12 protein-coding genes are annotated in these 13,956 nt (G+C 51.8%); 5 read left to right on the top strand and 7 right to left on the bottom strand.

All coding sequences use genetic code 11. The features are described 5' to 3' along the window. Window positions 1-320: 320 nt before the first annotated feature. From AC5JO6_RS17080 to AC5JO6_RS17095, 4 genes are all read right to left on the bottom strand, one after another. Window positions 321-1,223: an MBL fold metallo-hydrolase gene (locus AC5JO6_RS17080; RefSeq protein WP_496082268.1), complete on the bottom strand. Its 903-nt coding sequence runs from the start codon at window positions 1,221-1,223 to the stop codon at window positions 321-323. Window positions 1,224-1,820: 597 nt separating this feature from the next. Continuing rightward, the gene (locus AC5JO6_RS17085) at window positions 1,821-2,339 is read right to left on the bottom strand and encodes an inorganic diphosphatase (RefSeq protein WP_496082269.1); all 519 of its coding nucleotides are present in this window, start codon (window positions 2,337-2,339) and stop codon (window positions 1,821-1,823) included. Window positions 2,340-2,729: 390 nt separating this feature from the next. After that, window positions 2,730-3,557, bottom strand: a complete 828-nt coding sequence (locus tag AC5JO6_RS17090; RefSeq protein WP_496082270.1) for an inositol monophosphatase family protein — start codon at window positions 3,555-3,557, stop codon at window positions 2,730-2,732. 81 nt (window positions 3,558-3,638) lie between these two features. Then, a complete protein-coding gene (locus AC5JO6_RS17095; protein ID WP_496082271.1) occupies window positions 3,639-5,087 on the bottom strand; it encodes a BCD family MFS transporter in 1,449 nt (482 codons plus the stop codon). A 246-nt stretch (window positions 5,088-5,333) separates the two neighbouring features. Between AC5JO6_RS17095 and AC5JO6_RS17100 the strand changes: the two genes are divergently transcribed. The 5 genes from AC5JO6_RS17100 (at window position 5,334) to AC5JO6_RS17120 (ending at window position 10,241) form a co-directional block, all read left to right on the top strand. Further along, window positions 5,334-6,293 (top strand): aldo/keto reductase, encoded by a 960-nt coding sequence (locus AC5JO6_RS17100; protein WP_496082272.1) that lies wholly within the window; start codon window positions 5,334-5,336, stop codon window positions 6,291-6,293. Between the two features lie 93 nt (window positions 6,294-6,386). Continuing rightward, on the top strand, window positions 6,387-6,896 hold the full coding sequence (locus tag AC5JO6_RS17105; protein WP_496082273.1) for a methyltransferase family protein: 510 nt from the start codon (window positions 6,387-6,389) through the stop codon (window positions 6,894-6,896). 311 nt (window positions 6,897-7,207) lie between these two features. Beyond that, window positions 7,208-7,582, top strand: a complete 375-nt coding sequence (locus tag AC5JO6_RS17110) for a response regulator transcription factor (protein ID WP_496082274.1) — start codon at window positions 7,208-7,210, stop codon at window positions 7,580-7,582. Between the two features lie 147 nt (window positions 7,583-7,729). Continuing rightward, window positions 7,730-9,367, top strand: a complete 1,638-nt coding sequence (locus AC5JO6_RS17115; RefSeq protein WP_496082275.1) for an FAD-binding domain-containing protein — start codon at window positions 7,730-7,732, stop codon at window positions 9,365-9,367. A 97-nt stretch (window positions 9,368-9,464) separates the two neighbouring features. Continuing rightward, window positions 9,465-10,241 (top strand): XRE family transcriptional regulator, encoded by a 777-nt coding sequence (locus AC5JO6_RS17120; protein WP_496082276.1) that lies wholly within the window; start codon window positions 9,465-9,467, stop codon window positions 10,239-10,241. A 128-nt stretch (window positions 10,242-10,369) separates the two neighbouring features. On the opposite strand, the gene AC5JO6_RS17125 is transcribed toward AC5JO6_RS17120, so the two are convergent. From AC5JO6_RS17125 to AC5JO6_RS17135, 3 genes are all read right to left on the bottom strand, one after another. After that, complete coding sequence (locus AC5JO6_RS17125) at window positions 10,370-11,089, bottom strand: ABC transporter ATP-binding protein (protein ID WP_496082277.1); 720 nt, start codon at window positions 11,087-11,089, stop codon at window positions 10,370-10,372. 125 nt (window positions 11,090-11,214) lie between these two features. Further along, on the bottom strand, window positions 11,215-12,432 hold the full coding sequence (locus tag AC5JO6_RS17130; protein ID WP_496082278.1) for an ABC transporter permease: 1,218 nt from the start codon (window positions 12,430-12,432) through the stop codon (window positions 11,215-11,217). A 131-nt stretch (window positions 12,433-12,563) separates the two neighbouring features. After that, window positions 12,564-13,916 carry an efflux RND transporter periplasmic adaptor subunit gene (locus AC5JO6_RS17135; protein WP_496082279.1) on the bottom strand — a complete coding sequence of 451 codons (1,353 nt, stop codon included), beginning with the start codon at window positions 13,914-13,916 and terminating at the stop codon, window positions 12,564-12,566. Between the last annotated feature and the right edge of the window lie 40 nt (window positions 13,917-13,956).

A 13,956-nucleotide genomic window follows, 5' to 3' on the forward strand; every position in this document is an offset into this window, starting at 1 on the left:
ACGCAATTTTATGACGCAAGGTTAACCAGCAGTTGAAAACCACAGCGGCAGAGACGAAACCTGGCTTCGCCGCATTGCAGAAGCGAACCGATCTTGAGACTCAGTTATACCATTTCACTAAACTGTGGCTACACAGGCAAGCTTCGGCTGGCGGTCAGCGGTCAGCGGTCAGCAGCAAAAACGAATCTGTAAGGCGATTTTATAGAATTGGTATTAGTCTTTGTTCCTCTAGCTGCACAAAGCATCTGGCATCTAAGAAATGCGCTAATGTTGCGTAGCATGATCCCATTTGCCAGGGCGTGATCGAAAACTATCGGTCTCTATACTGGCAAGATCATGCCTTCTCTCGCCAGTACGCTGTTAGGAAACACCGATCGCACCTGTGCTTCAACATCATCCAAAAAGTCGTCGCAGTGGTTTGGATCATGGTGGAAGATGACGGCTTTCTTCACGCCTGCTGCTTTTGCTAGCTTAATCGCTTCTTGCCAGGTCGAGTGTCCCCAGCCAACCTTGGGCGTTTTGGGGTCGTGGTACTCCTCGTCGGTGTAGCAGGCATCGTAAATCAAGACATCGGCTTCGCGGGCAAGATACAACAAATTTTCATCCAATCGATCGGGGTAATGTTCGGTGTCCGTAGCGTAAACAACCGTACGCCCTTGCCAGGTCACACGGTAGCCCATCGCCGTGTTGGGGTGGTTTAGCGGACCGGTTTCGATCGCAATCGCGCCCAATTCCATCGTTTCACCAGGCACCAGATCGTAAAACTTCAAATCAGACTGCATCACCTGAATGGGTACAGGAAAATTCGGATGCAGCATCTGATCGCTCAGCCGTTGCTGCATCGTGGCTCCGTTGGGAGCGATCGCCCCGTAAATATGAAAGCAGTTGCCCTTCACAAAGGCTGGCACAAAAAACGGAAACCCTTGAATATGATCCCAATGAGAATGGCTGAAGAACATATACGCTTCCACAGGCATTTCCTTGAGCAAATGTTTGCCCAACACACGCAGCCCTGTGCCACCGTCAAAGATGAGCCGTTTGCCGTCCACGCGCATCTCTACACAGGATGTGTTGCCACCATAGCGAACTGTCTTGCGCCCAGGAGCGGGAATGCTGCCTCGAACCCCCCAGAACTCAATCGTGAACTCTGAAGATGAAGGCACAGACTCGGTATCTGCACTTTGATCCTGGGGGTTGGACGCAGGTGAATCAGGGTTTGGCATGTTTGGGTCTGAAGTAGCTTCTAACAAGTCTAAAATGACAACAAGGCGGGTTGGAGCTAACTAAAAGGACGGCGATCGAAGTACACATTGCGAAGGGTTGAAGTCTAAACTGGGCGTTGAATACAGGGGGCGATCGATCAACTGACGCGACCACTGCCATTGTTGCTTCATCTAACGCGGCTGCAACCAATGCCATAAGCAGTGGCGATGGATTTCATTAATCTCATAGCCTTGAATCAGCTCAATACCGTGTTCTGATTCATAAGCCGTTTTTCTCAGTACATTTGTAAGATCCCACTTATGCTTATGCTACCCAGATCGTTAGCGTTGGCAGCAAGCAAAACGCAATGATGACTAGACGGCGGACAGAATTTCAATCAACCGCATTATGAGATTCTTTAGCAAAAGAACCAGATCAAGCAAGAATGTCAAAGAATAGCATTTTTGCTTGAGTAAATAGAACACACCTATTTCCTAAAACCAGGTGTCTTGAAGTAATCAGGACGATCTTTAATATGCCATGAGTATATGTATCTCTAGCAGGCTTAGAATCTGTTCCCTAAGCCTGTCCTATGTCAAAGCAGGTTCAATCTGCTCTTAGCCTTTACCGCTGCCTGCCTTGATACACTGCTCTACCAACGGCAAGACAAATTCAACATCTTTCCAACCAAGGATCTCTGTCACCTTTTTCTCCAGATTTTTGTAACTTCTGAAGAATTCAGCAATTTCATCCAGACGGTGAGGGGCAATGTCAGCAAGGCGCTTCACTTGAGCATAGCGGGGGTCTTTGTCGGGAACACACAAAATTTTCTCGTCACGATCGCCGCCGTCAATCATTTCTAGCATACCGATCGGACGTGCCGGAATGACGCAGCCAGGAAACGTTGGCTGATCCATCAGCACAATGCCATCCAGGGGATCGCCATCATCAGCCAGGGTATTGGGCACAAAGCCATAGTCATACGGATATTGCACCGATGAGTAGAGCACACGGTCTAAGGCAAACGCATTCAAGTCCTTATCGAACTCATACTTATTCTTACTCCCAGCGGGAATCTCGATCAGGACGTTTAGCAAACCGGGTTTTGGTTGGGCAGGTATACGGGACAGATCCACAGCAATTCTCCAAACGAGCGAGGGGATTTTGGGGAAAGTCTAAAGTCTAAAGGCTAAAGGCTAAGTTTTTTATCCTTTATCATTCAGCCTTTAGCCTTTCTAGTTGCTCTCCCCGATTAGCATTTTACGGGAAGACGGCAGCGTGGGGGTGCAAGGCTAAAGGCTAAAGGCTAAAGTTTGGCATTTATATACTTGCCTCACCACGACACAACGCCCCTCACCCTAGCCCTCTCCCAGCGGGAGAGGGAACAAGCTTAAACTTTACTTCCCTCTCCACTGGGAGAGGGGCTGGGGGTGAGGGCGGTAGAATTGGTGCGTTAGGTATATAAATACTTAACGTTTTTACCTTTCCTCAAGCGTTTAGCCTTCGTCCTTTATCGTTTAGCTTTTCTATTTGTGCTGCAACGTGTGCACGAGGGACAAAAAGGTAGGCACGAGTTCAGGTTGGCTGACAACCAGGGTTGGATAGGCGCGATCGCCGTAGTCTTTCCCTACCTGAAGCGGAAAGATTGGGTTTAGTTCCAGTGGAGTCCAAACGCCGCCTGCTGCTTGCACGATCGCCCAGGTTGCGGCAATATCCCAGATTTTGGGGGTTGCTTCAACTCCGCCGAGGGTGGCTCCGGCAGCAGTCGTCAGAAAGCTATAGGTTGTGGCTCCCAGCATCCGAATTTTGCAGGGAAAGGGGTTCTTGAGCAGGGCAGTGCTGCGGGTGCAGAGGTTGAAGAAATGGTTTGAGGTAAGAGTGTCGATGCTGGTGTGGATGGGGCGATCGTTCAAAAAAGCGCCCGTTGGTATCTCCAATCCAGAATCGCCACGCCAATAGCCATAAAAGGATTGTCCCAACGGCGGCAGAGCGATGTAGCCGAAAACGGGCGTACCTTTGTAGAGCAACCCTAGCGAAATGCCCCAGATCGGCAAGCCTCTGGCAAAGTTGGTGGTGCCGTCTAGCGGATCGACAATCCAGCACCAGTCATTTGCGGGAAAAATGTGTTCGACTTCTTCGCTGAGAACGCCGTGATCGGGAAAGGCTTGGGCGATCGCCCCTCTCAACGTCTCATCTGCCCAGCGATCGGATTGCGTGACAAGGCTTCCATCAGCTTTTTCTGCCGCCTGTTTTTCTGCTACCCAGACGTGTCCAAAGTCTTGCAGCAGTTGTGCGCCCACTTTTGCAGTCGTGGTTCGGGAAAAATCGAGCACCTGAGTCCAGAAGTCAGACATAGGATAAGTTCTTGGTTTTTGGTGGTTAGTTTTTAGAGGCATCTCTATCTAACAACCAGCAACCAACAACTAACAACTGCCTCAATCTAATTCGTTGCCCATGACGGTTGCGATCGCTGCCTTCGCATTGGACTGAAATTCTGCCACATTCACGCGGCTCAGCAGCCCTACCGCCACAAGCATACCCAAAGCCTGCACCGCAAACACGAGTCCGTAAGACAGGACAGGAGCCGTGAAAAGCTTAGTGCCAATATCCAAAACCGTTCCCCCTGCAACGGTTGATAGTGCTCGTGCCATTGCTTGCGCCAAGCCCCAAGCACCGATAAAGGTTCCGGCAGTTTCGGCTGCGGTGAGATCTAGCATCAGGCTCAACGCGCCTGTCGTCGTGATGCCAGAGGCTAAACCAAAGGCGAAGACAACTCCTTTAAGGGCGTTTTGGTTGGCAGTAAAGCCAGCGGCAATCAGTAGTAGAACGCAAGCTGCTACCAGAAGACAGCCCAATCTAGCGGTTTGTTGTTTGCCCAAACGCGGCACGACTAAAAAGCCTGCGCTACTGATGCCAATGAGTGTGCCAGTCCCCCAAAAAGCGTTCAGCAACGTAGTTTTAGAGAACTCCATGCCAAAGACTTTGGCTCCGTAAGGTTCCAGGACGGCATCCTGCATGAAGAGGCTGATGGTCATCACCAGTAAAAAGGTGAAGAAGATTCCGGTTTGGCGACTGGCAGTTAAAACCCGTAGCGCTCTACCCAGCGTGATTTTGTCTTCCCGATCGGCTAATGACGATCGCGACGCATACAGCGAATATTTTTTCTCTACGCCAGCCGTTGCCAGGACTGCTAACCCAATGACGATCGCGGGCACAATCACAAACACACGGTTGATCGACGCTTGCAGCACATCCAGCGGTGTCTCCAGGGTCAACCGTTTGAGCAACACGCTAATCAAAATTGCGCCAACGACAATGCCTACCATGAGCATCGACCAGACCACGCCAATGAGCTTGGGGCGATTGGTCTCATCTGAAACATCAACGAGCAACGCGGCAAAAGGAGTCGAGCCAGCACTGAGCGCCATGCCATACAGCGCGAACACGCCTGCTAATGCGGCTGTCCAGAGGTACGTTTCACTATTCCAAACCCAGCCGCCTGCTGTCTGAACGGCTGCACCCAAGCGCCACATCACCTGTACAGCTAAGAACGAGGCGATCGCAAACAATACCGTGCCAGCCCAAACATAGCCCGTGCGATGGTAGCCTGCGATCGGTCTGCCGTCCGACAGTTGCCCAAACCAGACTCGTGCGGGTGCTACAAATTGATGCGCCGCGATCGCTCCTGCCGCGATCGTCGCTGGGATCGCCAGGTTGCCAATCATCGCCCGATTCAACACACCCAAAAACAGCACTGACATCATCCCCAGTCCCATCTGGTAGAGTCCCAACCGGAACATCGTCAGCAGACTGATTCTAGATCTGGGCGCAACATCTTGCGGCGATCGAAAGTCCTGTGAATCAGATAATTTGCTCGTTGCCATAGCCAATTCCTAAAGCGTCGTTAAATCACATTCAGCTTTCCTATCTAGATTAGGCTGAAATGCTACCGAGAGGTTAGGAGGCAGAAGGCAGAGGGCAGGAGGCAGAAGGGGAAGCAGAGGGAGCAGAGGAAGCGATTCCAAACTCGACACTCCCGACTCCCGACTCCCGACTCCCGACTCCCCACTCCTCTCCCTTCCCAAGCGATACACTAAGTATTAGAGACCTACAGAACAGGGAGCGATCGCGTGCAAACGGTAACGCTTGGCAAAGATGGTCCCGCCGTCACCGCCCTCGGCATTGGCACCTGGGCGTGGGGAGACAAGCTTTTCTGGAGCTACGGTAACGATTATGGGGCTGATCAGGTACGCGAAGCATTCGATGCCACTTTAGATACTGGCATTGACTTTTTTGATACGGCTGAAGTTTACGGTTTCGGCGAATCTGAACGACTGCTTGGGCAGTTCATGCGACAGACGGACAAACCCGTCCAGATTGCGACGAAGTTCTTTCCGCTGCCCTGGCGCTTCAATGCCCAATCGGTTTCTGATGCCCTGACTGCCAGTTTAGAACGACTGCAAGTGTCACAAGTCGCGCTCTATCAAGTGCATCAACCGTTTGACTTTCTGCTGGGCAAACGTGTGTTGATGAATGCACTGGCGGATGAGGTGCAGCAAGGCAGAATCGCTACCGTAGGAGTGAGCAATTACTCAGCCGAACAGATGCGGCAGGCACACAAGTTTTTGGCAGCTAGAGGCGTACCGCTGGCAGTCAATCAGGTGCGCTACTCGTTGCTGACTCGTCAAATCGAACGCAACGGCATTCTCGATACTGCCCGCGATTTGGGAATCACCATTCTGGCGTACAGTCCACTGGCACAGGGCTTGCTGACCGGGAAGTATACGGCTGAGTCGGCACGATCGCAAGGTCAATCGATCCAGGGTGCCCGCCGTCTCGATCCTCGCTTCAACCAAAGTGGGCTAGAGAAAATTGCGCCTGTGATCAGCGCTCTGCAAGCAATTGGTGACTCTCATCAGCGCACTCCCGCCCAGGTTGCGCTTAACTGGCTCATTGCTCAAGGGAATGTCATTCCCATCCCAGGTGCGAAAAATGCGGCACAGGCGAGACAAAACGCTGGAGCTTTGGGCTGGAGTTTGACACAGCAGGAGATTGAGACGCTCGATCGCGCCACACAAGCCTGGAAATGAGAAAGAAATCGGGTTCCTAAACACGACTTGGATGTGCAACAGTATGGCTCTGAAGAGAAATCCGATTTCTAGATTACTAAACTCGATCGCACCATGAAACTCTTCACCGATTGGGGCTTTAGCACGAATAGCTGGCAGGGTCAGCGGGGCGAGTACTGGGTGCTGGCACAGGCGATCGCCATCCTTAGCTTTATTGCGTTACCAGTCTATGCTCCCGCTTCGCTCCACCTGTCTCTAGCAGAACGCTATGGACTGTGGGGTATGGCGGCAGTGCTGGGACTTTCGGCGCTCACGCTGATTGTCAAAGGGTTGCTCGATTTAGGTCACAGCCTGACACCGTTACCGCATCCCAAAGATGATGGACAGTTGGTGCGATCGGGCGTTTACAGTCTGGTACGGCATCCTCTTTACAGCGGACTGGTTGCAGGTGCCTTTAGTTGGGCACTCTATCAAGTAAGCCTGAGTCACCTGATCGGCACCATCGTCTTGCTTGTATTTTTCAACGCCAAGGCGAACCGCGAAGAGCACTGGTTACTGCAAAAATACCCTGACTATGCTGACTATCAGCGGCAAGTGAAGCGCCTGATTCCCTGGCTGTATTGATCTGGTTGTATTGATTCGTTGTTTAGCTGAGTATTCTGACTGGTCGAACTGAAAGTTGCTACACCGTTTGAGTGAATGAATGTTCCTTCAAAAGCTGTCATCTGAACCGCCATGCTTCGGTGCCCGGAACAATCCATTTTGGGATGAATAAGACTACAGGATGCGCCTCTTCTTGATGCCGCCGACATCGATCGCAGTGCCGCTGCCGCCGCTTTAAAGGAGCATTGGTCTCAATGGCTGACGACTATTGGTTCTGCAAACACGTTAAACTATCGCAATTACGCCTTAAATAACTAAGCCGTTATGGAGTTATGACTACAGTTCTGATCGTAGACGATAGCCCCACTGTGCGGGAAATGGTCTCAGAGCAATTTAGAAAAAGCGGCTTTAGCGTCATTGAGGCGGTTGACGGTGAAGAGGCGATCGAGCACATCACGGTAAAGTCACCTGATGTCGTAGTCACGGATATTGTCATGCCGCGCAAAAACGGCTACGAACTCTGTCGCTGGATTAAGAATGATCCTAAAACAAAGCATATTCCTGTGATCATGTGTACCAGCAAGAGCGAAGAGTTTGATGTCTACTGGGGCATGAAGCAAGGCGCAGATGCTTATATCACTAAACCCTACCATCCGCCCGATTTGCTTGATGCTGTCAAGAAGCTGCTGCAACAGGCAAAAGGATGAGGGATGAGGGATGAAAGAAGGCTAAAAACGTTCTCAAAAACTGGCTTCTGACTCCTGACTCCTGATTCTTTCTAACAACCAACCAACAGCGCTTGAGTCTTAAGCTTTGTTAAGCTGGGGGCATTGCCCACTGTGCTGACTTGAGCTATGAACCGCACGATCGTCTGGTTTCGTCGGGATTTACGCATTGCGGATCATGCGCCGTTGTATCGTGCTGCCTTGCGGGGTGAGGTGATTCCGGTCTTTGTGTTCGATCGCGCTCTGTTGCACCATCCCGAAACAGGTTCGGCACGGGTTTCGTTTATGCTGGAGTGCTTGCGATCGCTGGATCAGGATTTGCGCGATCGGGGTGGACGATTGCTTTTGCGATCGGGCGATCCGGTTAACGTACTGCCTCAACTCATTCGTGAAACGCAGGCAGATGGCATTTATGCCCACATTGACTTTGAGCGGATCTACGGTCGGGTAAGAGATGCGCGTCTCAACCACGCCTTAGCGCAAGACGACCTTAAAATCCGCTGGTTTGAACCCCTTGCTACGACCGCTGAACTGATTCCCTATCCTCAGTATCGGGACTTGTGGTACGCCGACATGAATGCGGATATAGTACCGATCCCAGCTCATGTTCGTGTGCCAGATGACATTACCAGCGAACCGTTGCCAACGCTAACCGATGTCGGGCATTTGCCAGACAGCAAGCTCATTCCTCCTGCTGGCACACAAGCCGCCCGCAAGATGTTGCAAGAATTTCTAGATGAAAAAACGGAACGCTATTACTGGCAGCTTTCTTATCCCAGTGCCGAAGCGACCACAGGGCTGAGTCCCCACATTAAGTTTGGTGCGATTTCAATCCGGGAATGCTACAAAACCGCGCAGCAGATCAAGTCTTCACCCGATTTGCGAGTGCAGCGTAGCCGTAAGCAACTGATTGCCCGATTGCGTTGGGGTAGTGGTTTTGCTCAGCGATTTCGCTACCTGCCACAGTTGGAACTGCGATCGCTCTACAGCATTTTTGATGACGATGGCTGGTCATTTGACGAAGACCTGTATCGGGCATGGCAGGAAGGTGAAACGGGGTTTCCCATAGTCGATGCAGCCGCGCGATGCCTCCAGTCAACAGGCGGCTGGAAAGAACTCAACTTTCGTGTTCGCGCCCTGTACTCCAGCTTTTTGAGCAATTTGTTAGGCATGGATTGGCGCTATGGTGCCTTACATTTCATGCGGCATCTGATCGATGGCGATTGCCCGATCGACCATTATCAATGGGCAATGCAGTCTGGTGTCACCCATTGCGTCGATAAAACCTGGACGCGCATTTATAACCCAGAGCAGGTAGCGGTCGATCGCTGCGATCCCGATGGCATCTTCATCAAGCGCTGGCTACCAGAACTAAAGCATCTGCCGCCTAAATGTCTCGGCTCGCCGCTGCCGATGAAAGGCTATCCTGCCCCAATTCTCAATTACAAGCAAGCCCGCAAGCAGCGAGTCCAACAACTAGAACAACAGCGCCAGCGGTTTTTGGGGTTGGACAACGTTGTGCCGCACCTGTCGCGGATGCCAACAAGTTTGATGCCCTTTGGAGCAACGCGCTTTGATACCGAAGTGAGTTGGGCAGCCGCACCAGAACCTGACCTTTATCCGCCAGCCTTAGATCTAGAGGCGATCGACCTGGAACAGGCAAAAGCCTTGCGCACCTGGTTTGTTGCCCACGTCGATATCAAACCGCGTAAAGCACGTCGCAAGCCAACACCGGAACCTGACGACATTCAGCTCAGCCTGCTTTAGGTTTGAACGCGTGGGTGTCGATATATGTATTCCAGATAATTTCTGCGTAACAAAAAGCCATCTTGCAACAGCTCTGGGACGAGCCTCATAAGCCAAAATGGGGGATGGTAAATCTAGCTGCGGCGATCGCGTGGAGGTCAGGATCATGGGAGACAATACCAACCTGTTCTGGTTTGGTTTTTTGATCGAGTTCGTCTTCATTCTGGCGATCGTCAAGCTGGTAGACTTAGGCTCCAAAAGCAACGACAAGCTTGAGGCTGAACGCAGTCGCTTGCGGCGAGATTATGAGCGTCTCCAGCAAGAATTCCAACAAAAAGCAGAGCTAACGCAAGAGAGCCTCCGTCTGCAAGAACTACAGCGACGCAGCGAACAACTCGCTCAAGCGCATCCTCCCGTTCAACAGGCATCGCAGCAATCAGAAGCGTTAGCAAGTGAACACGTACAGCGTCAACAGGCACTAAAGCAAGAGAACGATCGACTCACGCAAGAATGCTCACAACTGCGGCAGGCATTACAGCACCAAGAGGCATCACTAACGACAACAGTGCGCCACTCGCTCTTCAAACAGCTACAAACGCTGTTCACACATTATCCAAGCATTAACAAAATCATTGAGGTAAAGCCAGATTTACCAGCCAAAAATATCACACCAATGTTTGTACCGCTAGAAAATCTGATGCAGAGCTGGGGCTACAGCCAAATTGGCACAGCATGGGAACAGGTCGCATACGATCCCAAACTCCATCAGCCCGATGCACCTGATATTGCTGTAGGTGAACTGGTTTATGTCCGCTTTGTCGGCTACCGCGATGGTGAGACGATTCTCTGCCCCGCTAAAGTCAGCCGCACGTTGACCAAGGCGATCGGTGCGTAGTTTTCTGGCGAGCGTTGGGTGGTCAGTGGTTAGCTATCAGCTATCAGCGGTTAGCGGTCAGCGTGAGCGCTACTATAGATTCCTGCTCCCTCGTGCCCAATGGCAACGCTTAACGGTTGGTATTGTCTTCAAACAGCTAGAAGCTGCTTAAGGTCTTGGGGTGCGAGATGCGGATGCACCACGGTACCGTCCTTAAACCAGATCACGCGATTAGTACGACGGGCAACATCGGCTTCGTGCGTCACCATCACAACGGTCATTCCACTCGCGTTTAGCTCAGTAAAGATATTGAGAATCTCGACAGTGGTGTGAGAATCTAGCGCACCTGTTGGCTCGTCTGCCAGCAGCATCACAGGACGATTAACGATCGCCCGTGCAATGGCAACCCGCTGCTGTTGCCCACCCGACAGTTCAAACGGTCTGTTTTTCATCCGATTTGCCAACCCCACGCGGGTCAGCGCATCAGCCGCCCGATCGTGCCGTTCCCGATCGGGGACATTTGCATACACCATCGGCAGCATCACGTTTTCGATCGCCGATAGCTGCGGCAATAGATGAAACTGCTGAAACACAAACCCTAGCTTGCGGTTGCGCACATGGGCAAGCGTTGTATCGTCCAACTGGGCAACATCTTCGCCATCCAGGTAGTAGCGCCCTCGTGTGGGGCGATCGAGACAACCAATCACGTTCATCATCGTCGATTTGCCCGAACCAGACGCACCCATAATGGCGCAATACTCGCCCTGTTCAACCACAAGGTTTACGCCTGCAAGCGCCTGTACTTCTGTTTCACCAGAACCGTAGATTTTATAAATGTCTTCGAGACGAATGATGGTGGAGGTAGGCATAGGAAAGGAAAGGATAAAGGATGAGGGATAAAGGATAAAAGTTTTGAGTCTGTCTGCTTCTGGCTCCTGACTTCTGGCTCCCGACTCTTGGCTCCGCTTTTTAGCCTTCAGCCTTTAGCCTTCCTCTACGTGCTTCTCAGCGCCACGATCGGATCAAGTTTCGCGGCTTGTCGGGCGGGAACAACGCCGAAGAATAAGCCGATGCCACCGGAGACACCGACGGCAAGGGCGATCGCAATCGGTGAAACGCTTGCCTTCAGTGGAGTGACGGCACCGACAGCAAGAATGCCACCAACGCCGATCGTGGTGCCTAGCAATCCTCCAGCCGCAGAGAGAATGACGGCTTCAATCATGAACTGAATCAGAATATCTTGCTGGGAGGCACCGATCGCCTTGCGTAAGCCAATTTCCTGAGTCCGTTCGGTGACAGAAACCAGCATGATGTTCATAATGCCGATGCCGCCGACGAGGAGAGAAATGCCTGCGATCGCGGCTAACATTGCTGTCAAGCCGCCCGTAATCGTGTCAACAATGGCTAACACGTCTTTTTGGGTTTGTACTTGAAAGTCGTCATCGTCCACAATTTTGTGACGTAACCGTAACAAGTTAGTGATTTGAAATTCAGCCGCACGAATATTGCTTTCGTTTTTCGCCGAGATCGAAATCACAGACACATCCAAGCCATAGGGAGACGTGCGTCCAGTCAGGCGAGCAGCATGAGTCGTAATCGGGACGTAAGCAGTATTATCCTGGTTGCTGCCCAAGAATGACCCTTTTGCCTGTAAAACACCAATCACCTGAAAGCTCACGCCTTTGATGCGGATTTGCTGACCGATCGGATCGCTATTGCCAAAGAAACGATTGGCTAAGTCTGCGCCCACAGCAACAACCTGGTTGTCACGTTTAAGATCCTGGTCGCTAAGAAAGCGCCCTTTTGCCATATCAAAACTGCGTACAGTCAGGAATTCGGGTGTGGTGCCAACTACCGACGTATTGGTGTTGAGATTTTTGTAGACGATCGTCAACTGGCTCTGCCGTTGCGGCGCGACTTCTTTAATGGAAGGTACTTGCACCGCGATCGCCTCAGCATCGTCGAGAACCAGCGTTCTGGGTATATCAGCCGTGCGTCCACGTCCCTCAGCGTTACCGGGCGAGACAAAGAGGACGTTTGGACCCAGCGACTCAAACTGTTCGGAAGCCAACTTTTGGGCACCCTGTCCGATACCCACCATCGCAATCACCGACGCATTGCCGATCACAATGCCCAGCATCGTCAGCGCACTGCGTAACTTGTTTGCAGTCAACGTTTTGACCGCCATTTTGCCACTTTCGAGTAAGTCCATTGGGTGAGGGGGAGAGGGGGAAGGAGTGAGCAGGGGAAGCAAGGGAAGCAGAGGAAGAGGGGGAAGGCGTTTTGAGTTTTGAATTAGCCTTGACTTCTGACTTCCAAAAACCATTAACTAACAACCAAAAACTATTTCTGGTTCACTCCCTTTGTAATGTTTTCCAACTTCTGACCTTCGGGCAGTTCGACGAAGACCTGATTGCCTGCCTGAATGCCGCTCAGGATTTGGGTTTCGTTGCCGATCGTGGAACCGACTGTAACCAGTTGAAATTTTGGCTTGTTCTGAGCATCGGGCACGAGTACGCCTGTTTGCCCTTTGTCGGTGACGATCGCCACTGTGGGTACAATCAGCGCCTGCTTCAATTGCTTGCCTAAGAAGGTTAGATCAATGTCCTTCATGCCCGATCGCAGCAGGTCTTTGCCCGTCTCAAGCTCTACCCATACAGCAAAGGTGACAACGCCTTTCTGTGTGGCATCTTCTTCTTCAGCTTTTGGAGAAATCCGTTTGACAACGCCTTTAAACGTCTGCTCTGGGTAAGCACCAGCGCGAATTTCAACCGTTTGCCCCAGCCGAATTTGAGCAATATCCACTTCTGGCACTTTGGCTTTCACTTCTAGATCGCTGGCGAGATTAGCGACATACGTTGCCGAAGACGTGCTGGAGGCAAAGCTGGTCGGTGCGACAAAGGCTCCTACTTCTGCGCCAGTCTGTGTAATCACACCGTCAAACGGGGCGCGAATGACTGCATCTTCTAGCTGCACATCGATCTTATCGAGGCTGGCTTGTGCGCCAGCGACTTGCGCGGCTGCCTGTTCCACTTCCTGAATGCGAGAACCATTTTTTTGCTGGTTGAGCTGCTGTGCGAGGTTATTGTAACCAGCTTTAGCCTGCTCAAGGTTGGCTCTGGCACTCTGTTCTTCATTCAGCACTTCATCGAGCGTATCCCGGCTGATGGCACCTTCTGCGGAGAGTGTACGGTTTCGCTGCGATCGCTGCAATGCCAGATTCAACCGGGTTTGCGCGGAAGCGATTTGTGCCTGTGCCTGATTCGCACTTGCCTGCGCCTGCGCGATCGCTTCAGGACGGTTGCCCGCACGCAGCAAGGATAGATTTGCCTGTGCTTTCGCCATTTCTGCCTGTGCCTGGGCGCGATCGGCTTGCAGTTCCCTGGTTTCCATCCGCGCAACAATTTGCCCTTGCTTGACGCGATCGCCCCGTTGCACCATGAGCGCTTCGAGTCGCCCCGCCGTCTTCGGGTTCAGGTTCAGTTCTTTCACTGCCTGCACTTCACCGCTGGCAATAATCCGCGTCGTGGTGTCTTTTACCTGCACAGGTACCGTCAGTTGACTGATGGATTGTTTCGGCGTAGCTGTACGAAGCAGCGGTATGGTAACTGCTGTTATGCCAACCAAACCAGCTGTGACCAACCCAATCATCCAGGGCTTTGTCTTGGTTACTTTGCCAACAAATGGGAGTTGCATGGGAGGAGAAAATAGTTAAAAGTGGTGCATGAAGGTTGAA

The sequence above is a fragment of the Tildeniella sp. genome (assembly GCF_059505325.1).

Coding starts and splice junctions, on each gene's coding strand:
- AC5JO6_RS17080 (WP_496082268.1), bottom strand. CDS start 1,223: ATGCCAAACCCTGATTCACCTGCGTCCAACCCCCAGGATCAAAGTGCA.
- AC5JO6_RS17090 (WP_496082270.1), bottom strand. CDS start 3,557: ATGTCTGACTTCTGGACTCAGGTGCTCGATTTTTCCCGAACCACGACT.
- AC5JO6_RS17095 (WP_496082271.1), bottom strand. CDS start 5,087: ATGGCAACGAGCAAATTATCTGATTCACAGGACTTTCGATCGCCGCAA.
- AC5JO6_RS17105 (WP_496082273.1), top strand. CDS start 6,387: ATGAAACTCTTCACCGATTGGGGCTTTAGCACGAATAGCTGGCAGGGT.
- AC5JO6_RS17110 (WP_496082274.1), top strand. CDS start 7,208: ATGACTACAGTTCTGATCGTAGACGATAGCCCCACTGTGCGGGAAATG.
- AC5JO6_RS17115 (WP_496082275.1), top strand. CDS start 7,730: ATGAACCGCACGATCGTCTGGTTTCGTCGGGATTTACGCATTGCGGAT.
- AC5JO6_RS17120 (WP_496082276.1), top strand. CDS start 9,465: ATGGGGGATGGTAAATCTAGCTGCGGCGATCGCGTGGAGGTCAGGATC.
- AC5JO6_RS17125 (WP_496082277.1), bottom strand. CDS start 11,089: ATGCCTACCTCCACCATCATTCGTCTCGAAGACATTTATAAAATCTAC.
- AC5JO6_RS17130 (WP_496082278.1), bottom strand. CDS start 12,432: ATGGACTTACTCGAAAGTGGCAAAATGGCGGTCAAAACGTTGACTGCA.
- AC5JO6_RS17135 (WP_496082279.1), bottom strand. CDS start 13,916: ATGCAACTCCCATTTGTTGGCAAAGTAACCAAGACAAAGCCCTGGATG.